Below are 18,333 nucleotides of genomic sequence, written 5' to 3'. Positions count from 1 at the left end.
GAAAGATTACCCAAAAAGATAGTGAAACAGGAAAGCAGCTATGACACATTTGAAAGAAGGGGATAAAGCCCCTGCATTTAGTGGTAAGGACCAGGATGGCAGGAAGCTAAGCCTTGCCGATTTCAAGGGAAAAAAGGTGGTTTTATACTTTTATCCCAAGGATATGACCCCTACCTGTACAGTTCAGGCATGCAATTTGCGTGATAATCACACATTGCTCAAGCAACATGGATTTGAGATCATCGGGGTGAGCCCTGATGATGTGGAAAGCCACAAGAAATTCGAAACCCGCAACAGTATTCCGTTCCCCCTGATCGCAGACCCGGAATTGAAGATCATAGAAAAGTATGGAGTTTGGGGTGAGAAGCAATTGTATGGCCGCAAATACATGGGTTTGCATCGCACCACCTTTGTGATCGATGGGAATGGAAGGATCCTTAAGATCTTCCTGAAGCCGAAAAGCAAGGAACATGCTGCAGAGATACTGAAGCATTGTCCGTAATCCTCTGCTAGAAGGCTGTATGATTGGGTGGTCAGGTGCATTAACAATCTTTTGTGACGGATGTCACACTAAGGCTTGGCATTCAACGTTATTTTCAAAGAGCTAATATTCTGCTTATAGCCTACTTGTACCAGACCATTATTTGACCACCCAATCTCTAATTTATGCGCAAACAAATCCTGGCGTTGTCGGGGCTATGTTGCCTATTGCTGGTACTTTCCCAATGCAAGCATGAAGCTCCCCAAGGCCCTGATACCGGCGGTAATGAACCGCCCCCTTCTTCCAGCACCTGCAGTGCTGATACTGTTTATTTTTCCAACACCATTCTTCCCCTGATCGTTTCCAACTGCGCCATGAGCGGTTGTCATGATGCAGCATCTGCAAAGGAAGGCATCGTGCTTACTTCCTACCAGGGCATCATGAAAATTGTGAAAGCCGGTAACGCCAGGGATAGTAAACTGGTAGAAGTGATCAAGGATACCGGTGGTGACCGAATGCCGCCCGCGCCCAACGCGCCGCTCAGTTCAGCCCAGATCGCTTCCATCGAGAAGTGGATCAACCAGGGCGCAAAGAACAATTCCTGCACCGGCACCTGTGATACCTCAGGGGTGATCAGTTATTCAACAAGGGTACAGCCCATATTGAATAACAAGTGTACGGGATGCCATAACAATAACCTCGCAAGCGCCGGTATCAATCTCACCAATTATACAGGTGTCAGGACAGTTGCGCTGAATGGAAAATTGTATGGCTCTATTGCCCACCTGGCGGGCTATTCACCTATGCCGCAAGGATCCAAGCTTCCGGATTGTGAGATAGCCACTATTAAAAAATGGATCGATAACGGATCACCAAATAACTAGCCATGAAGAAGTCAATGTTAATGCTTGTTTTAAGCAGCCTGGTATTCGCCGGTTGTTATTATGACAAGGAGGAAATACTATATCCCAATTCCACGATCGATTGCAGTACGGTCAATGCTACCTATGCTACAGGTGTGGCACCCATCATCGCCGCAAAATGTGCCACCAGCGGCTGTCATAACAAACAGTCCGTTGCAGGGGGACTCATCCTGGAAAGCTATTCACAGGTGAGCGCAGCCTCTGCAAAGATCAGGCAGAGGGTGGTCGTGGAGAAAACAATGCCTACCTCGGGGCCACTGCCATCCAATGAAATGGCCATTGTTAAATGCTGGATCGATGCCGGCAGTCCAAATAATTGATCAGTATGAAACGAAAGTATATAATTGGAATAATGGCCCTGCTGCTGTTGTTCGGCGCATGGTATGGCTACCATGAATACAACCGGAAAATCGTCCCAACCAGCGACCTGAAAGCGGAACTATTTGTAAGCGCAGAGGAATTCATCCAATCTTTTGAGAAGGATGAAGCAGCCGCTAACCAAAAATTCCTGGGTAAGATCGTTGCAGTGAATGGTACCATAAAATCGATGGACAGTGCTGCCGGCAGGATCAGTGCGATCATCCTGGGTGACCCTTCTGCGATGTCCGCGGTGCGTTGCCTGCTGGATAGCAGTTCAAGTCAAAGAATTCCCCCGCTCGACAAGGGCAAGCCCACCCAATTAAAAGGCTATTGCATAGGTGCAACGATCGATCCCTTATTGGGAACTGATGTTGTCCTTGAACGATGCGTAATTGAACCACCACAATAAACTAGAAAAGCAACCAGCATGAAGAAGTTACTACTGGGCATTACCTGCCTGCTATCACTCACCGTAGTTTTTGCACAGACAAGGTATTTTACAAAGACGGGACATGTGTCGTTCTATTCAAAGACACCCATGGAGAATATCGAAGCCCAACACCGGAGTGCTACCTGTGTGGTTGATGTGGGTACCGGTGCTATCCAGATGGCCGTCCTGATGAAAGGTTTCAGTTTTGAAAAAGCCCTGATGCAGGAGCATTTCCATGAGAACTATGTAGAAAGCGATAAATATCCTAAATCAGAATTCAGGGGAGTGATTGAGAACATCAGTTCGGTCCAGTTTACGAAGGACGGTTCCTACCCGGTAACCGTGAAGGGTAAACTAACCCTTCATGGTGTAACAAAGGATATTGCCACCAATGGAGTGATGGTGGTGAAGAATGGCAAGCCATCCGCATCTGCTGAATTCAACATAGCCTTGTCGGATTATAATATCGCTATTCCTTCTGTTGTGAAGGAGAAGATCTCCAATACCATTGCCATCAAGGTTGATTGTGACCTCGAACCCCTTAAACAATGACCATCATGAAGCTGAAATCAGTAATCATTGCCAGCTCACTATTGGCCTGTTCGAGCCGTGCCTTCACGCAGGATGAAGACTTGTTGAAACTGGTAGGGGAAGAGAAGCCGAAGAAGGAAAAGGTCAGCAATGCTTTTAAATCGTCCAGGGTGATCAATGGGCATTCGGTTGAATTCATCGGTGTCGGGGTGATCGACCTCCGGTTCCTGCACCGCTTTGGATTGGTGAAGGATGGGTTCAATGATTTTTTTGGACTCGACCAGGCCACCATGCGTTTCGGGCTGGATTATGGCATTACCAAGGACCTCACCGTAGGTTTTGGCAGGAGCACCTATAAGAAGGAATGGGATGGCTTTATCAAATACAGGGTGGTGCAACAATCAAAAGGGGAAGCCGGCTTTCCTGTCTCGATCGTCGTGGTGAGTGGCATGACCATGAATACACTGGAATGGGCGGACCCGGACCGGAAGAATTATTTCTCTTCCCGGCTTGGGTTTTATAACCAGGTGTTGATCGGAAGGAAGTTTACGGAATCCTTCACCTTACAATTGGCGCCAACCTTTGTCCATACCAACCTCGTAGAAAAGGAAACGGACTCCAATGATGCATGGGCCCTGGGCATTGGCACCAGGTTGAAATTGTCGAAACGGGTGGCATTTGTGGTGGACTACCATTACGTGTTCAGCGGGATCGACAAGACGATCTATACTAATCCCTTGTCGGTGGGCGTGGATATTGAAACCGGGGGGCATGTCTTCCAGTTGCATTTTTCCAACTCGACCGGCATGAACGAGCGGGCTTTCATCACCGAAACAACTGGCAGGTGGGATAAGGGTGAGATCAGGTTTGGTTTTAACCTGTCGAGGGTCTTCAATACAGGAAGGGCGAGGCGGGCAAAATAATTTGCCTTTCGTAATTTCAGTAGGTGAAATATTCAGTTAGAGAGAATTCGGTCTTCGCCCGGTTCGCTGCCTATCGGCTGCGGTCAGAGAAAATGGCCATGGTATTGGGCAGGACCATTCATTTACACAATACCACCATTGAAGAGTTGCACCGGAACCGCAGGTGGCTGAGGCATGAGTTGGCCCATGTCCGCCAATTCAATGAACACGGTTTCGTTGGTTTTCTTTGGTCCTACCTGGTGGAATCCCTCCGGAAAGGCTATCACAATAATCGTTTCGAAGTGGAGGCGAGGGCTGCGGAACATGATGAAAGTCTAGACCTCTATGTTTTCGTGCCTTCCGGCGGGCAGGAGGGAAGGGTAGTATGACCCATTGCCGAATCAAACCCATTCCACTTCACCGAACTGGAATTGCCGGTCCATGGTATCCCGGGTCAGCAAAAGTCCTTCCATGTTCACACCCAGAATGGTGGTCTCGAAACTGGCATTTTCCTTTTTGAGTTTTACTGTCTCCCCTTTGCGGAACAGCGCATAGTTGTAGTCCTTCAGCAGTCCCGCCAGGTCACCGGAAGCCAGTTGTTGCCATCGGTTCTCCAATTGGCTGAATAAAGCCTTCAGGGCATCCATCAGGTCCACCTCCCTGCCGGTGATCTGGCGGAGGGATACCGGTCTTTTGGCCATGGGGTCAAAGTTGACCTGGTTGATATTGATGCCGATCCCGGCAATGGCAAACTGCCAATTATTGCCGGACCATTTGTTTTCGATGAGAATGCCCCCTGCCTTTCTGTCACGCCAGTAAAGGTCGTTCGGCCACTTCAGGCTGGCATCCTCTACCACTTCCTTCCCGAACCAATCCAGGCAGCCCAAGGCAATGGCCATACTCAGCGGAAAAGTCCTGTCAGGCTGGAACCGGCTGGTATTGAGGGCTATGCTGACCATGATGTTTTCACCGGGATTGGTGACCCATTGGCGGCCCCTTTGGCCCTTCCCGGCGGTCTGTTCGAGGGCAAACCAGGCTTCCCCATGGCTTGCCAGTCCCGCATGAACCTGGGCCATGGCATAGTTGTTGGAGCTGTCTATGCTTTCAAGGACGGTTAGCTTATGGCCAATATGTTGAACGGACATGGGGGAGACTAAAAGATTAGTACTTTTGAATGCGGCGAATGTAGGATTTTCCTTAATTTGATGGAAAGCCTGCCGATCGGCCGGCCTTGAATTATTGATCACTTAAAGTTTTGATTATTGGAACCCTTGCAAGCATTATCTACGCGTCAACGAAGCAGTGTGACCCGCATAACGAAGAACTCGAAGATTTTCAAAACCATTATCAAAGCCATCCAGGATAAGAAGGGAGAGAATATCATATCGCTTGACCTTCGGAAGATACCAGAAGCGGTGGCAGATTTTTTTGTGATCTGCCAGGCCACCACCAATACCCAGGTGAGGGCGATTGCCAATGCGGTGGAGGAAGAAGTGAAGAAGGAATTGGGGGAGACCCCTTACCGGCATGAAGGCCACCAGGCTGCCCAGTGGGTATTGATCGACTACGTAAATATTGTGGTGCATGTCATGCAGCCTGAAACCCGCAAGTTTTACCAGATCGAGGAAATGTGGAGCGATGCGCCCATGACCGAACACAATGGATAGGTTCTAACAAGCCTTTCTGAACAATTGTGGGCTAATCGCATTAGTATTAGGAAACGTTTATAGTTAAATACGAATATGTCACAGGAAGATTTGAAATCAAATGACAGGGGAGGATTCAACCGGATGAGGCCAAGGATGGATGGTAGCAATAACGATCCGCGTCGTGGACCCAGGTTCAACATATATTGGGTATGGGGTATTCTTGCCGCTATCCTGCTCGGTTTTAACCTGTTCAGCGGGTTAGCCCCGGATGCCCGGAGGATCTCCTTTGCCGAGTTCAACGAGCAGATGCTGGCCAAGGGTGATGTGGAGAAGATCGTGCTGATCAGCAACAAGAACCTCGTTAGGGTCTTTATCAAACCCGACAGCCTTAAAAAGGAATACTACCAGAATAAACTGAGCAAAGGCTTTAATGCGGCTACCGATAAAGGGCCGCAATTTGAGTTTACCATTGCCAAGCCGGAAATTTTTACGGATGACCTCCGTGATTTCTATGCCAAGCACCCGGGTGTTAAGGAAGTACCCCGTATCGATGATACGGAGGGTGACTGGATGGCGCCCATTATCCAGTTCGTACTGCCGATCCTGATGATCGTCCTCATCTGGATCCTGCTGATGCGGAAAATGGGTGGAGCCGGCGGCGGCGGTGCCGGTCCAGGAGGGATTTTCAATATCGGTAAATCAAAGGCCCAATTATTTGATAAGGGTACCAAGGTGAATATCACCTTCAACGATGTTGCCGGTTTGGATGAAGCCAAGGTGGAAGTGATGGAGATCGTTGATTTCCTGAAGAACCCCAAGAAATACACCAACCTGGGTGGTAAGATACCCAAGGGTGCTTTGCTGGTAGGTCCTCCCGGTACGGGTAAGACCCTCCTGGCCAAGGCCATGGCCGGTGAGGCACAGGTACCTTTCTTCAGCCTGAGTGGTAGTGATTTCGTGGAAATGTTTGTGGGCGTGGGTGCCAGCCGTGTACGTGACCTGTTCAAGCAGGCCCGCGAAAAAGCTCCCTGTATCATCTTCATTGATGAGATCGATGCTATTGGCCGTGCCCGTGGGAAGAACGCCATCATGAGCAATGATGAACGCGAAAGCACCCTCAACCAGTTGCTGGTGGAAATGGATGGTTTCAGTGGTGAAAGCGGCATCATTGTGCTGGCTGCTACCAACCGTCCGGATGTATTGGATAGCGCCCTGCTTCGTCCGGGTCGTTTCGATCGCCAGATCTCCATCGACAAGCCGGATGTGAAGGGAAGGGAAGCAATCTTCAAGGTACACCTCAAGCCCATCAAGGTTTCTGAGCAGGTGGACATCCATAAGCTGGCCGAACAGACCCCGGGATTTGCCGGTGCTGATATTGCCAATGTTTGTAACGAAGCAGCCCTGATCGCTGCGCGTAAAGGAAAGGAAGCCGTAGATATGACCGACTTCCAGGATGCGGTGGACAGGGTGATCGGTGGTTTGGAGAAGAAGAACAAGATCATTTCCCCCGACGAGAAGAAGATCATTGCGTATCATGAGGCAGGCCACGCCATTTGCGGCTGGTACCTGGAGCATGCTTATCCCTTGCTGAAGGTTACCATTGTGCCAAGGGGAACCGCAGCCCTGGGTTACGCACAGTATACCCCGAAAGAGCAATACCTCTATAACACAGACCAGCTGATCGACCAGATCTGTATGACATTGGGTGGCAGGGCCAGTGAAGAGATCTTCTTCGGCAAGATCTCCACCGGTGCCCAGAACGACCTGCAACAGATCACCCGCATGGCATATGCCATGGTGACCGTGTATGGTATGAATGATAAGGTGGGTAATGTTTCCTTCTATGATCCCCAGCAGGAAAATTCGTTCACCAAACCTTATTCTGAAGAGACTTCCAAACTGATCGACGAAGAGGTACGCAAATTGATCGATGCAGCCTATGACCGCACCCTCCAGTTACTCAGGGAAAAGAAGGAGCAGGTAGAAAAGCTGGCTGAAAAATTGCTGGATAAGGAAGTGCTGTTCCAGAGCGATGTAGAACAACTAATCGGAAAGCGACCCTTTGAAGAGAAGAAAACTCTGGATGTGGAAGAACCCGTGGTTTCCAATGAGACCGGCAGTTCAACCGCAGCAGTAGTAGATGCTAACAGTTAACTATAACCGATGAATATATCTTCATCAAAGGAAAATATTCTGAAGAAGATTAGGAAGGCGTTGAGTGAATCAACGCCTCTTCCTTTTCCTGCCAGTGAAGGCAATCAATCTGTTTTTGTCCCACAGGGTGATGAACTGGAAATGCTATTCGCGCAGGCATTTACGAAACTCCAGGGAAAATTTGCCTTTTGCCTGGATGAAGCGGAACTGCAGCGACAAATACAAGGCCTGGTGCAGCAACAGGGATGGACTAAGGTCTATTGCAGGGAAACTGGCCTTGCCAACCTTTTGTCCGGGGCCGGATGGACAGGGAATGCAGGCCTGGAATTGAAAGATGCTGATGTTTCTGTTACCACCTGTGAATGCCTGGTGGCCCGTACGGGTACCATTGTGATGAGCAGTGGCCAGGAGAGTGGAAGGACCACCAGTATATATGCCCCGGTGCATATCTGTATCGCTTATACCGACCAGTTGGTATATGATGTGAAGGATGGGCTAAAGATGGTGAAGGAAAAGTATGGACAGAAGCTGCCATCGCTTATCACCTTTGCCACCGGACCCAGCCGGACGGCCGATATTGAGAAGACCCTTGTGGTGGGCGTTCATGGCCCCAAGGAAGTTTACCTTTTCCTGGTAGACCGTCAATAAGGAATCAGGCATTACCACCAGTAAATCGAACCATAAACTTATTTCCACAAGTCGGGAATAATACCGCTCTTTGTATGGAGCATACCGATCCTCATTTGGATTTTGATGGATCGGCCCCTCGAAAATTGCGAACCATGGAACATTATCCTGATCAACAACTCTTCGTGTATGGATCCCTGAGGAAGGGCTTCCAGCACCCCGCATATGAATATATCCGCCAGTACTTTGATTTTGTAGCCGATGCCAGGGTGAATGGCCTGCTCTATGATATGGGCGAATACCCGGCAGCCATTCCCGCTGACACAGATAAGACGATCATCGGTGAACTCTATGTGATCCGCAATGCCGATGAATTCGATTGGGCCATTGCCCAGTTGGATGACTATGAAGGTGTAGACCCGGAAGAGGGAGATGAAAAATTGTACCGTCGCGAGCAGGCCGTTATCCTGCTGCCCGATGGCAGCCAGACCTGGGCATGGATCTATTGGTTCAATGGCGATGTGTCGGGTAAGCCCATTGTTGAATCCGGGGATGTCCTCCAATACCTTGCTGATAAGTTAGGTCGCCGCCCTTAACCCCTCAATCCTTCTGCCTATATTTGCTGCCATGCAATTGGAGCCTGGTAAAAAGATCTATTTTCTATCTGACTTTCATCTTGGTGCGCCCGACCACCGTCGCAGCCTGGAGAGGGAAAAGCGCATTGTGCGTTTCCTTGAAGCGGCAGAAAAGGATGCGGCAATGTTCTTCGTAGTAGGGGATATGTTTGATTTCTGGTATGAGTATAAATCGGTTGTCCCTAAAGGTTATGTAAGGCTCCTGGGCAAGCTGGCTTCCATCACTGATAAGGGCATTCCTGTCCATTTCTTTGTAGGTAACCACGACATGTGGATGCGTGGCTATTTTGAGCAGGAATTGAATATCCCGGTATTCTTTACTGAGGTTCCCTATGAAATCAATGGAAAGCAGTTCCTGGTAGGACATGGGGATGGATTAGGTCCCGGTGACCATGGCTATAAGTTCATTAAGAAGATCTTCCGTAACCCGGTTTGCCAGTGGTTATTCGGCATCCTGCACCCCACCATGGGGATCGGGCTGGCCAATTACCTTTCCCGCAAGAGCAGGGCTGCAACCGGCCAGGCAGATGAGGTTTTCCTTGGCGAGGATAATGAATGGCTCATCACCTACTGCAAGGATGTTTTGAAAAGCAAGCATTACGATTATTTTGTTTTTGGACACAGGCACCTGCCGATCGATTTTGACCTTCCCGGCAACAGCCGGTACATTAACCTGGGCGATTGGCTCAAGTATAATACCTATGCCGTGTTTGATGGCACTGACATGAAACTGGAAACATTTCATTCATGAGATATTACCTGCTGCTGATACTGATGGCTTGTACTGTCGGGCTGAAAGCCCAGACGGATAGCCTGCCATTGGCCAGGGTCATTGGCGGCAATATCACTGATTTCATCGTGGACAACCTGGGCAATGTATTGCTGGTGGGATCGGAAGGACAGCTCAAGAAGCTGAATGCCAAAGGTGATTCCGTTGCGGTATTCAATGATGTAAGGAGGTATGGGAAACTCTATTCCATGGATGTGTCCAACCCCTTGAAGGTATTGCTGTTCTATAAGGACTTCGGTACCATTGTGGTGCTCGACAGGTTCCTGAATATCCGTAATACCATTGATGTGCGCCAGCTGAACATCATGCAGGCCAAGGCCATCGGGCAATCCTTCGACAATGGTATCTGGATCTATGATGAGTTGGATGGTAAATTGAAACGGATCGATGATAACGGCAAGATCGTGAGTGAGTCAAATGATTTCAGGCGGGTCTTCGATGAGCCCCCTTCACCGGAGTTCATCATGGATGCAGACAGGCTGGTGTATCTGTATGATCCCAACAAAGGCTTGTTCGTAATGGACTATTACAGTAACCTCAGGAATAAGGTGGCATTACTGGAATGGACCGATGTGCAGGTGATCGGCAAGAGGGTGTTGGGTAGGAAGGGTACCACCCTTTACAGTTATGAACCCGGAACCCTGTCACTGCAGGAGCAATCGCTTCCCTCAACGTTGAAAACAGTGGTAAAGACCCATATTGAACGCGACCAGTTGTTCTGCCTGAAGAATGGCACACTATTTATATATTCCTTATCCAATCAATAGTGTTGTATGAAAGAGTTTTTGCAGTATCAGTTCCTGGATAATACCGTTAAAGCCTACCTGATCTGCTTCGGAACGATCTTCTTCGTTTTCCTGGTGAAGAAATACCTTTCGAAGTCTTTGTCCAGCCTGCTTTTCAGGGTTATCAAGCATAGTTCATGGAAGATCGATAAGAAGGCATTTGTGGAATTGCTCCTTCAGCCTATGCAGTCCTTCCTGCTGATCACCATTACCCTGATCGCACTCGATAGCCTGAAATTCCCATCGGTACTTGATTTTAGTGTTTACCATGTAAGTTTCAGGGAGATCATGGATGGGTTGGGCAAGGCCATCCTCGTCATCGTCTTTATCTGGTTGCTGCGCAGGATCATCGATTTCATTGCCATGCTCATGGAGCAGAAAGCCAACCTGACCACGGAAACGGCCGATAACCAGATGATCGTGTTCTTCAAGGATTTCTTCAAGGCCTTGTTGATCATTACCGGGATCCTACTGATCATCCGCTTCTCCTTCAAAAAGGATATCACCACTTACCTCGCCGGTCTTTCCATCGTTGCCGGTGCACTCGCCCTTGCGGCACGCGAAAGCCTGGAGAACCTCATTGCGTCCTTCATCATTTTCTTTGATAAGCCCTTTCATGTGGGAGATATGGTCAAAGTACAACAGATCACGGGCACTATTGAGAAGATAGGGTTAAGGAGTACGCGTTTAAGGACAGACCAGAAGACCTTTGTGACAGTTCCGAATAAGCAAATGGTCGACAGCATCATGGACAACCTCAGCTTGCGCACGCAGCGAAGGGCTGACCTCAAACTGGAGTTATCCCTGCAAACTTCCTCCGTAAAACTGGACCATGCCATTGCCGGGATCAAGAGTATATTGACCCATCCGGCGATTGAACATTATTCTGCCTACCTGAGCGATATTACTGCCAACTCCTTTATTGTACAGGTGGAATATTATACCAACACCATTCCCATCGCAGAATTCAACCAGTTGAAGCAAACCATCAACCTGGCCATACTCCGCCACCTTGAATCGCTCCAGGTGGAATTTGCGGGTGAGAACAAGGAAATTGTGATCAAGGAAAAAGTTTGAGCCGCCTTATAGGTTAGCCCTGAGTTCTACCAGGAAGGCCCTGAGTTTTTGCAGGCTTTGGAGGATCGCGAATTGCTGTTCTGCCTTCTTCTTCTGGGCTTTCAGGTGTTCCCTGGCACCTTCCAGCGTGAATTTACGGACCCTGATCAGGTGGTAGATCAGGTGGAGTTGCTTTACATCTTCCGGCCTGAAAAAGCGGTCGCCCTTCCTGTTCTTCCTGGGCTGGAGGAAACTATCAAACTCATTGCTCCAGGTCCGGATCAGCGAAGGATTCATCCTGAACATATTGGCTACTTCGCCGATAGAATAATATTGTTTCTGGAAAAGTTCCTCATCAGCGGGGATCTCGATGAGTTCGGCTTCCCTGGCCACTTCCTTCAGTGATTTGCGTCCCCTTTTGCCGGGGTTAGAGGGTTGCCAGGTCTTTTCTTTCTTTTTCCTTCCAGGCTTTTTTCGGATGACCAACACCGTGTCTTCATCAACTACATCCACTTTTACCGGGGCTTCCGCGGTTGACTGTACCTGCGGGGTTTCCACAGTAACAGGACCTTGTTCCTGTTGGCTGACAGGTGGTTCCGGTTCATTGAACCCAAAGTCGAGCGTTGCTTGTTGATACCTTTTCATCCGGTTGCTGTAAAGATAATATATGGGTCCGGAAGTTTTTGGTTTTGACAGGGATAGGCCTAATTAACGCACTATTTAATTATCAATCCAAAACCAGGCCAACCCCATTAGTCGAAGCTTTGGTTACTCGCAGCAGCCATCTTCAGCAATCGGTCGTATTGTTCGGGACTAAGGTCGTTATAGAAGAAGTATACCGGGTCGAGGGGCTTTCCATTCTTATGTACCTCGTAATGCAGGTGAGGGCCGGTTGATTTTCCGGTACTGCCCACATACCCTACGATCTCTCCCCGCTTCACCTTCTGGCCTGGTCTTGCCTTGATGCGGTACATATGACCATAGAGGGTCTCATAACCAAAACCGTGGTTGATGATCACGTGGTTGCCATAGCCGTTACCGGTATTGCCGGCCAGTCTCACCGTCCCGTTGGCCGTAGCGTAGATCGGGGTTCCCTGGGGAGCAGCAAAATCCAGTCCCGCGTGCATCTTCACCGTTTTATAGACGGGGTCGATCCGGTAACCGAAACCGGAGGCGATCCTGTTGAGGTCCTTGTTGTTCACCGGCTGGATGGCAGGGGTCGCGGCCAGCAGCACTTCCTTGTTCTTGATAAAGGAGATGATCTCGTCAAACGACTGGTTCTGGAAGGCCACCCTTTTGGACAGGTTGTTCAGGTCGGAAACGATATCTGAATACAAGGCATCGGCATCCATGGCCTGGACCAGCCGGATCTCTTTCTGCTTCTCCATTTCCTTTACCCTTGCACTATCGGGGATGGGACTGGCTTCAAAGATGGAACGGTATACATCGTTGTCCCTCTTTTCCAGTTCGGCCATTTGCTGTTGCAGTTTGCCGAGCTGGTTGCGCAGGACATCGTAGTTCTCATTGGCCTTTTCATATTGCTGGCGCAGGATCTTTTCCTTAGGGGAATCGAGGTAGCGGAAGGCAATGGAGACGATGATCAGGGCCGTTACGAGGCAGGCGGCAATAAAGCCAAGGATGCGTAAAAGCCTCACCCTCAGTGGTGTTTCCAGCTTTTCGTAGCGAAGCGTATTGGGATTATAGAAATACTTGATTTTTTTCATACGAGCGGGCTGCCCGATGGCAACGCAATTTTAGGGTGTTAAGAATGCTTCTTCTTTCCCTCAATAACCGCCATGGTTCACCCCCACATTTCCTTAGCTTTGCACCACCTTCAGCGGCTGATGGCAAATATAGGCTGCCGGGGGACATATCATACCAAGAATCATTCCGATTATGTTGACAAGTGCAGCCATAAGACAGCAGTTCCTGGATTTTTTTGCTTCCAAGGGACATGTTATCGTTCCATCCGCGCCTATCGTAGTAAAGAACGACCCTACCCTGTTGTTTACCAACGCGGGTATGAACCAGTTCAAGGACTTCTTCCTCGGCAATAAGAACGCCCCCAACACCCGTGTGGCCGATACCCAGAAATGTTTGAGGGTGAGCGGTAAGCACAATGACCTGGAAGAGGTTGGGGTGGATACCTACCACCACACCATGTTCGAGATGTTGGGTAACTGGAGTTTCGGGGATTATTTCAAGAAGGAGGCCATTTCCTGGAGCTGGGAATTGCTGACAGAAGTATATAAGATCCCCAAGGACAGGTTATATGTGACCGTTTTTGAAGGGGATGAAAAGGAAAACCTTCCAAAGGATACGGAAGCCTATGATGAGTGGAAGCGATGGATCGCCGAGGACAGGATCCTGATGGGGAATAAGAAAGATAATTTCTGGGAAATGGGTGATACCGGTCCCTGTGGACCCTGTTCAGAGATTCATGTGGACTGCCGGAGCGACGAAGAACGAGCAAAAGTGGATGGCAAGACCCTGGTGAACAATGACCATCCCCAGGTGATCGAGATCTGGAATAACGTATTCATGCAGTTCAACCGCCTGAAAGATGGCAGCCTAGAATTGCTGCCAGCCAAGCATGTGGATACCGGAATGGGACTGGAGCGTTTGGTGAGGGTGTTGCAGGGTAAGACCTCCAACTACGATACCGACCTGTTCAGCGGGACCATTGGTGCCACCGAAACCATTACTGGAAAAGAGTATGGCTATGGGGATACCAAAAAGGATATCGCTTTCAGGGTGATCGCTGACCATATCAGGGCCATTGGGTTTACCATTGCCGATGGCCAGCTGCCTTCGAATACGGGTGCGGGTTATGTGATCCGCAGGATCCTGAGGAGGGCCGTTCGTTATTATTATTCCTACCTCGATTATAAGCAACCCCTGCTGTTCCAGCTGATGCCGGTTTTGGCAGGGCAGTTTGCAGAAGTATTCCCGGAACTGCAGCAGCAGATCGATTTCGTGGGCAAGGTGGTGAAGGAAGAAGAAGAAGCCTTCCTGCGCACCTTGGAGAAAGGACTGAAGAAGATCGATGAGATCATTACCCATACCAAACAGTCAGGTACCCTTACCATCAATGGAGCTGCGGCATTTGAACTGTATGATACCTATGGGTTCCCTGTTGACCTTACCCGACTGATCGCCCGCGAGAATGACCTTTCCGTGGATGAGGCCGGTTTTGAGAAGGAGATGCAGCAGCAGAAGGAAAGGAGCCGCGCCGCAACAGCGGTAGATACCGAAGACTGGGTAAACCTGCAGGAAGTAGAGCAGATGCGCTTCTCCGGTTATGATTCACTTGAACTGCAGACCCGTGTGGTGAAGTACCGCAAGGTGAAGGCCAAGGGCAAGGAAGCCTTCCAGATGGTTCTGGCAGAAACGCCGTTCTATGCAGAAAGTGGAGGGCAGGTAGGTGATACCGGCATCCTGAGCTTTGAAGGGGAGAGGGTGAACGTGGTGGATACCAGGAAGGAAAATGACCTCTTCATCCATTTTGTAGAGAAGTTGCCTGTAAATATTACCGGTGTAGTAACTGCGATGGTTGATAAGGATAGAAGGAAGAAAACAGCCGTACACCATTCCGCCACGCACTTATTGCACGCCGCGCTCCGCGAGGTATTGGGTACGCATGTGGCGCAGAAAGGATCATTGGTGAATGATGAGCACCTGCGTTTCGACTTCTCGCATTTTGCCAAGGTGACCAATGAAGAGATCGCCCGCATTGAGGCGATCGTGAATGAGAAGATCAGGGAGAATATCCCGGTGGTGATCAGGGAAATGCCCAAGGATGAAGCAATAGCCATGGGCGCCATGGCCTTGTTCGGGGAGAAGTATGGCGATACTGTAAGGGTGGTGGTGATGGATAAGGAATACTCTGTGGAATTGTGCGGTGGTACCCATGTTGGGGCAACTGGTGAACTGGGTTCCTTCAAGATCAAGAGCGAATCAGCCGTGGCGGCCGGTGTAAGAAGGATTGAAGCAGTGAGCGGCTATGCAGCGGAATTGTATATCAACGAACAGTTGCAGACCCTGGCTGAAGTGAAGGACGTATTGAAGCAGCCAAAGGAGTTGGTGAAGTCTGTGGAGTCATTGGTGAACGAACTGGCTGCTGCCCGTAAGCACCTGGAGATGCTGGAAGCCCGTGCGCTGGTAGGCATCCGTAATGAATTGCTGAAGAAGGACGAGATCATCAATGGGGTGACCTTCATCGGTGATATTGTGGAAGTAGGCAGTGCCGATGCCCTCAAGAAACTTTGCTTCGACCTGAAGAATAACCTCAATGATTATGTTGCCGTGCTGGCAGCCAATATCGGTGGCAAGCCTTCGGTGGCTATCGGTATCGCGGATACGGTGGTGGCGGCCAAAGGACTGGATGCGGGTAAGCTGATCAAGGAAAAAGTTGCCCCCCTGGTAAAGGGAGGTGGTGGCGGCCAGAAGAACCTGGCAACAGCCGGTGGCCAGGATGCCAGCAACCTGCAACAGGTGATCGACGCGGTACGCAGTGCATTGGCCGGAGCCTGATGAATAGCAAGTAGAGATTCAGCGGGGTTTATGCCACGAAGTCACGAAGACTCGAAGGAACACGAAGACGCCTTAGTGTACCTTCGGGTCTTTGTGTCTTTTCTCACCCCATCAGGGTCTCCTGTAAGGGACCCTGATGAATAGTAGGTGGAGATTCATCGGGGTCCTCTTCGAGAGACCCCGCTGAGGTTAAATGTTAGAAAACGCCTTAGTGTACCTTCGGGTCTTTGTGTCTTTGTGGCCCCCCATCAACAGGGCTCCCCGTTTTTAACATTTCCGAAAGATTTCGTAGAAAGAAAAATTCCTTTATATTTGATCTACGAAATTTGACGTAAATCAAAGACCATGAAAAAAAATCTGCATTTCCTTCTGCTTGCCGCCGGTATGATGGGCCTTGGGGCTTCTTCCTTTGGCCAGGACAAGCAGGAAAAGTCAAAGAGTGCTTTAGGCGAATACGACCAGATCATCATCAAGCGTAAAGGTGATAAGGATGCCAAGGTGACCATTGAGATCAAGGACGATAAAGTGACCATCAATGGCAAGCCCCTGGCTGAATTCGACGACGAGAACGTGATCATTTTCAAGAGGGATATTGATGTGATGGATGGCAACGCTTTCAGGTTTACCGTCCCCCGCGGCCCCCAATCCCCCGGCTCACCCTTCCGTAATGGACAATCATGGAATTGGAATGAGGACAGGATGATCGAATTGAGTTCCATGGGTGCTTTCCTGGGGGTGGGGACTGAGAAGACCGATAAAGGCCTGGTGATAAAGGAGATCACCAGGGAGAGCGCAGCCGATAAGGCCGGACTGAAAGCAGGGGATATCATCACCAAGGTGGATGAACTGACCGTTTCAACGCCCAATGAATTGAGTACCGCTATCAGGAAATACAATCCCGAAGAGAAGGTAACGATCACGTATAAGCGCGAAGGCAAGGAAAAGAAAGTAACTGCTACTTTAGGCAAACGCGAGAACATGATCATGACCACCCCCAATATGGATTTTGATTTCAGGATGCCTGAGCAGGACTTTGACCTCAGGATGATGCCTGAGGAGGGGATGCGGATGTTCAGGTATAATGACAGGGGTATGAAGATCGGCATCAAGGCCCAGGACACGGAAGATGGAAAAGGGGTGAAGGTCCTGGAGATCGATGAGGAATCTTCTGCTGAAAAAGCAGGCCTCAAGGCCAATGATGTCATTACCAATCTTGATGGCAAGGCCGTTAACAGTGTGAATGAATTGATGGAAATCGTGAACAAGGCAAGGGCTGATAAGAAAGTTTCCATGCCGGTTAAATACACCAGGGATGGCAAGGAGTTGAGCGCAGACCTCAAGCTCCCGAGGAAATTAAAGACCGCTGAACTTTAAGCAATACTGTATAGAAAGAATGAAGGTGCCTTTGGGCACCTTTTTTTATGCATAGGACTTAAATTTATCAAAACAATTGCTATGAGGACGCTTGCACTGATCATATCGTTATGGCTGGCTATTCCCGTAAATGCCCAGCAGCATGGGCAGAAGGATCCGTTTGCCCACACCTTTTCCATTGTTGCCAGGGACCCGCAGACCGGGGAAATGGCTGTTGCCGTTCAAAGCCATTGGTTCTCCGTGGGCACCACGGTGAGCTGGGCAGAAGCAGGGGTTGGCGCCATTGCCACCCAGTCATTCGTCAACAAATCCTTTGGTCCTCGTGGCCTCGAAATGCTGAAGAAAGGCATGACTGCCCAACAGGTGCTGGACGCTTTGTTGGCCGATGATGCAGGCAAGGATGTCCGCCAGGTAGGGATCGTGGATAGCAAGGGAAATATCGCGACCCATACCGGTAAGCTTTGCATTGATTATGCTTGCCACCAGCAAGGGGAGCAATTTTCCGTGCAGGCCAATATGATGCTCGGACCCGGTGTATGTGATGCCATGCATAAGGCATTTAAGGCATCAGCCGGTAAGCCATTGGCTGAACGCATGTTGAAGGCCCTGGAGGCAGCGCAAGGTGCAGGAGGGGATGTACGTGGGAAGCAATCTGCTGCCTTACTCGTAGTGCCGGGTAAGTCTGAAGGCAAGCCCTGGGATGAAAGGACCGTTGACCTGAGGGTAGATGATGCGACCGATCCTATTAAAGAATTATCCAGGTTGTATACGGTTCATGTGGCCTACCAGTATATGAACGAGGGTGACCTGCAGGTAGAGAAAGGCAATATGGCCGCGGCCATGAAGGCCTATAATGCTGCCATGGAATTGCAGCCCGATAACCTTGAAATGCAATACTGGACAGCCATTACACTGATCAATAATAAGGACATTGAAAAAGGGGCTGCCCTCCTTAAGAAAGTGTATGCAGCAGATCCCAATTGGAAAAAATTAACGGAAAGGTTACCCAAGGTAGGCCTGCTACAGGCAGATGAGGCCCTGTTAAAGCGCTTACAATCGCTCTAGCTTCCTTTTCCCTTCTGCTGCTTATTGGGTACATTTGT

At 49.5% G+C, this 18,333-nt stretch carries 20 protein-coding genes; 17 read left to right on the top strand and 3 right to left on the bottom strand.

Annotation, left to right across the window (positions count from 1 at the left end; translation table 11 throughout):
- The first annotated feature begins 40 nt into the window (after positions 1 to 40).
- From bcp to KJS94_RS10790, 7 genes are all read left to right on the top strand, one after another.
- A complete protein-coding gene (gene bcp, locus KJS94_RS10820; RefSeq protein ID WP_214448747.1) occupies positions 41 to 502 on the top strand; it encodes a thioredoxin-dependent thiol peroxidase in 462 nt (153 codons plus the stop codon).
- A 164-nt stretch (positions 503 to 666) separates the two neighbouring features.
- The gene (locus KJS94_RS10815) at positions 667 to 1,365 is read left to right on the top strand and encodes a c-type cytochrome domain-containing protein (protein ID WP_214448748.1); all 699 of its coding nucleotides are present in this window, start codon (positions 667 to 669) and stop codon (positions 1,363 to 1,365) included.
- 2 nt (positions 1,366 to 1,367) lie between these two features.
- Positions 1,368 to 1,724, top strand: a complete 357-nt coding sequence (locus tag KJS94_RS10810) for a hypothetical protein (protein ID WP_214448749.1) — start codon at positions 1,368 to 1,370, stop codon at positions 1,722 to 1,724.
- 5 nt (positions 1,725 to 1,729) lie between these two features.
- Positions 1,730 to 2,173: an OB-fold protein gene (locus KJS94_RS10805; RefSeq protein ID WP_214448750.1), complete on the top strand. Its 444-nt coding sequence runs from the start codon at positions 1,730 to 1,732 to the stop codon at positions 2,171 to 2,173.
- 18 nt (positions 2,174 to 2,191) lie between these two features.
- A complete protein-coding gene (locus KJS94_RS10800) occupies positions 2,192 to 2,746 on the top strand; it encodes a YceI family protein (protein ID WP_214448751.1) in 555 nt (184 codons plus the stop codon).
- 5 nt (positions 2,747 to 2,751) lie between these two features.
- Positions 2,752 to 3,648 carry a DUF5777 family beta-barrel protein gene (locus KJS94_RS10795; RefSeq protein ID WP_239804133.1) on the top strand — a complete coding sequence of 299 codons (897 nt, stop codon included), beginning with the start codon at positions 2,752 to 2,754 and terminating at the stop codon, positions 3,646 to 3,648.
- A 23-nt stretch (positions 3,649 to 3,671) separates the two neighbouring features.
- Entirely contained in the window at positions 3,672 to 4,016 is a 345-nt protein-coding gene (locus tag KJS94_RS10790) for an eCIS core domain-containing protein (RefSeq protein WP_239804132.1), read from the top strand.
- A 12-nt stretch (positions 4,017 to 4,028) separates the two neighbouring features.
- On the opposite strand, the gene KJS94_RS10785 is transcribed toward KJS94_RS10790, so the two are convergent.
- Positions 4,029 to 4,772: a biotin--[acetyl-CoA-carboxylase] ligase gene (locus KJS94_RS10785; RefSeq protein ID WP_214448752.1), complete on the bottom strand. Its 744-nt coding sequence runs from the start codon at positions 4,770 to 4,772 to the stop codon at positions 4,029 to 4,031.
- Between the two features lie 159 nt (positions 4,773 to 4,931).
- Here KJS94_RS10785 and rsfS point away from each other — a divergent pair, with 159 nt between their 5' ends.
- From rsfS to KJS94_RS10750, 7 genes are all read left to right on the top strand, one after another.
- Positions 4,932 to 5,294: a ribosome silencing factor gene (gene rsfS, locus KJS94_RS10780; RefSeq protein ID WP_239804131.1), complete on the top strand. Its 363-nt coding sequence runs from the start codon at positions 4,932 to 4,934 to the stop codon at positions 5,292 to 5,294.
- 75 nt (positions 5,295 to 5,369) lie between these two features.
- Complete coding sequence (ftsH, locus tag KJS94_RS10775; protein WP_214448754.1) at positions 5,370 to 7,430, top strand: ATP-dependent zinc metalloprotease FtsH; 2,061 nt, start codon at positions 5,370 to 5,372, stop codon at positions 7,428 to 7,430.
- 9 nt (positions 7,431 to 7,439) lie between these two features.
- On the top strand, positions 7,440 to 8,078 hold the full coding sequence (locus KJS94_RS10770) for a LutC/YkgG family protein (protein ID WP_214448755.1): 639 nt from the start codon (positions 7,440 to 7,442) through the stop codon (positions 8,076 to 8,078).
- Positions 8,079 to 8,212: 134 nt separating this feature from the next.
- Positions 8,213 to 8,653, top strand: a complete 441-nt coding sequence (locus KJS94_RS10765) for a gamma-glutamylcyclotransferase family protein (protein ID WP_214448756.1) — start codon at positions 8,213 to 8,215, stop codon at positions 8,651 to 8,653.
- A gap of 31 nt (positions 8,654 to 8,684) precedes the next feature.
- Positions 8,685 to 9,443, top strand: coding sequence for a UDP-2,3-diacylglucosamine diphosphatase (locus tag KJS94_RS10760; protein WP_214448757.1), 759 nt, complete (start codon positions 8,685 to 8,687; stop codon positions 9,441 to 9,443).
- The gene (locus KJS94_RS10755) at positions 9,440 to 10,249 is read left to right on the top strand and encodes a hypothetical protein (protein WP_214448758.1); all 810 of its coding nucleotides are present in this window, start codon (positions 9,440 to 9,442) and stop codon (positions 10,247 to 10,249) included. Before KJS94_RS10760 ends, KJS94_RS10755 begins: the two co-directional genes overlap by 4 nt.
- 6 nt (positions 10,250 to 10,255) lie before the next feature.
- A complete protein-coding gene (locus KJS94_RS10750; protein WP_214448759.1) occupies positions 10,256 to 11,344 on the top strand; it encodes a mechanosensitive ion channel family protein in 1,089 nt (362 codons plus the stop codon).
- Between the two features lie 6 nt (positions 11,345 to 11,350).
- Here the strand turns inward: KJS94_RS10750 and KJS94_RS10745 are convergent, their stop codons facing one another.
- Entirely contained in the window at positions 11,351 to 11,968 is a 618-nt protein-coding gene (locus tag KJS94_RS10745; RefSeq protein WP_214448760.1) for a MerR family transcriptional regulator, read from the bottom strand.
- A 107-nt stretch (positions 11,969 to 12,075) separates the two neighbouring features.
- A complete protein-coding gene (locus tag KJS94_RS10740) occupies positions 12,076 to 13,047 on the bottom strand; it encodes a M23 family metallopeptidase (RefSeq protein WP_214448761.1) in 972 nt (323 codons plus the stop codon).
- Positions 13,048 to 13,219: 172 nt separating this feature from the next.
- Between KJS94_RS10740 and alaS the strand changes: the two genes are divergently transcribed.
- The 3 genes from alaS (at position 13,220) to KJS94_RS10725 (ending at position 18,295) form a co-directional block, all read left to right on the top strand.
- On the top strand, positions 13,220 to 15,856 hold the full coding sequence (gene alaS / locus KJS94_RS10735) for an alanine--tRNA ligase (protein ID WP_214448762.1): 2,637 nt from the start codon (positions 13,220 to 13,222) through the stop codon (positions 15,854 to 15,856).
- A gap of 345 nt (positions 15,857 to 16,201) precedes the next feature.
- Positions 16,202 to 17,230, top strand: a complete 1,029-nt coding sequence (locus KJS94_RS10730; protein WP_214448763.1) for a PDZ domain-containing protein — start codon at positions 16,202 to 16,204, stop codon at positions 17,228 to 17,230.
- Between the two features lie 81 nt (positions 17,231 to 17,311).
- Positions 17,312 to 18,295, top strand: a complete 984-nt coding sequence (locus KJS94_RS10725; RefSeq protein ID WP_214448764.1) for a DUF1028 domain-containing protein — start codon at positions 17,312 to 17,314, stop codon at positions 18,293 to 18,295.
- The last annotated feature ends 38 nt before the right edge of the window (positions 18,296 to 18,333 follow it).

This window comes from Flavihumibacter rivuli (assembly GCF_018595685.2).
In the GTDB taxonomy this organism is placed as follows: Bacteria; Bacteroidota; Bacteroidia; order Chitinophagales; family Chitinophagaceae; genus Flavihumibacter; species Flavihumibacter rivuli.
This window is presented reverse-complemented; position numbering and strand designations above follow the sequence as displayed.

Excerpts from the sequence above, each read along its gene's own strand:
- KJS94_RS10770 (WP_214448755.1), top strand. The coding sequence starts at position 7,440 with ATGAATATATCTTCATCAAAGGAAAATATTCTGAAGAAGATTAGGAAG.
- ftsH (WP_214448754.1), top strand. The coding sequence starts at position 5,370 with ATGTCACAGGAAGATTTGAAATCAAATGACAGGGGAGGATTCAACCGG.
- KJS94_RS10745 (WP_214448760.1), bottom strand. The coding sequence starts at position 11,968 with ATGAAAAGGTATCAACAAGCAACGCTCGACTTTGGGTTCAATGAACCG.
- KJS94_RS10800 (WP_214448751.1), top strand. The coding sequence starts at position 2,192 with ATGAAGAAGTTACTACTGGGCATTACCTGCCTGCTATCACTCACCGTA.
- bcp (WP_214448747.1), top strand. The coding sequence starts at position 41 with ATGACACATTTGAAAGAAGGGGATAAAGCCCCTGCATTTAGTGGTAAG.
- KJS94_RS10730 (WP_214448763.1), top strand. The coding sequence starts at position 16,202 with ATGAAAAAAAATCTGCATTTCCTTCTGCTTGCCGCCGGTATGATGGGC.
- KJS94_RS10795 (WP_239804133.1), top strand. The coding sequence starts at position 2,752 with ATGAAGCTGAAATCAGTAATCATTGCCAGCTCACTATTGGCCTGTTCG.
- KJS94_RS10810 (WP_214448749.1), top strand. The coding sequence starts at position 1,368 with ATGAAGAAGTCAATGTTAATGCTTGTTTTAAGCAGCCTGGTATTCGCC.
- KJS94_RS10805 (WP_214448750.1), top strand. The coding sequence starts at position 1,730 with ATGAAACGAAAGTATATAATTGGAATAATGGCCCTGCTGCTGTTGTTC.
- KJS94_RS10750 (WP_214448759.1), top strand. The coding sequence starts at position 10,256 with ATGAAAGAGTTTTTGCAGTATCAGTTCCTGGATAATACCGTTAAAGCC.
- KJS94_RS10760 (WP_214448757.1), top strand. The coding sequence starts at position 8,685 with ATGCAATTGGAGCCTGGTAAAAAGATCTATTTTCTATCTGACTTTCAT.
- KJS94_RS10755 (WP_214448758.1), top strand. The coding sequence starts at position 9,440 with ATGAGATATTACCTGCTGCTGATACTGATGGCTTGTACTGTCGGGCTG.
- alaS (WP_214448762.1), top strand. The coding sequence starts at position 13,220 with ATGTTGACAAGTGCAGCCATAAGACAGCAGTTCCTGGATTTTTTTGCT.
- KJS94_RS10740 (WP_214448761.1), bottom strand. The coding sequence starts at position 13,047 with ATGAAAAAAATCAAGTATTTCTATAATCCCAATACGCTTCGCTACGAA.
- KJS94_RS10765 (WP_214448756.1), top strand. The coding sequence starts at position 8,213 with ATGGAACATTATCCTGATCAACAACTCTTCGTGTATGGATCCCTGAGG.
- KJS94_RS10725 (WP_214448764.1), top strand. The coding sequence starts at position 17,312 with ATGAGGACGCTTGCACTGATCATATCGTTATGGCTGGCTATTCCCGTA.
- KJS94_RS10815 (WP_214448748.1), top strand. The coding sequence starts at position 667 with ATGCGCAAACAAATCCTGGCGTTGTCGGGGCTATGTTGCCTATTGCTG.
- KJS94_RS10785 (WP_214448752.1), bottom strand. The coding sequence starts at position 4,772 with ATGTCCGTTCAACATATTGGCCATAAGCTAACCGTCCTTGAAAGCATA.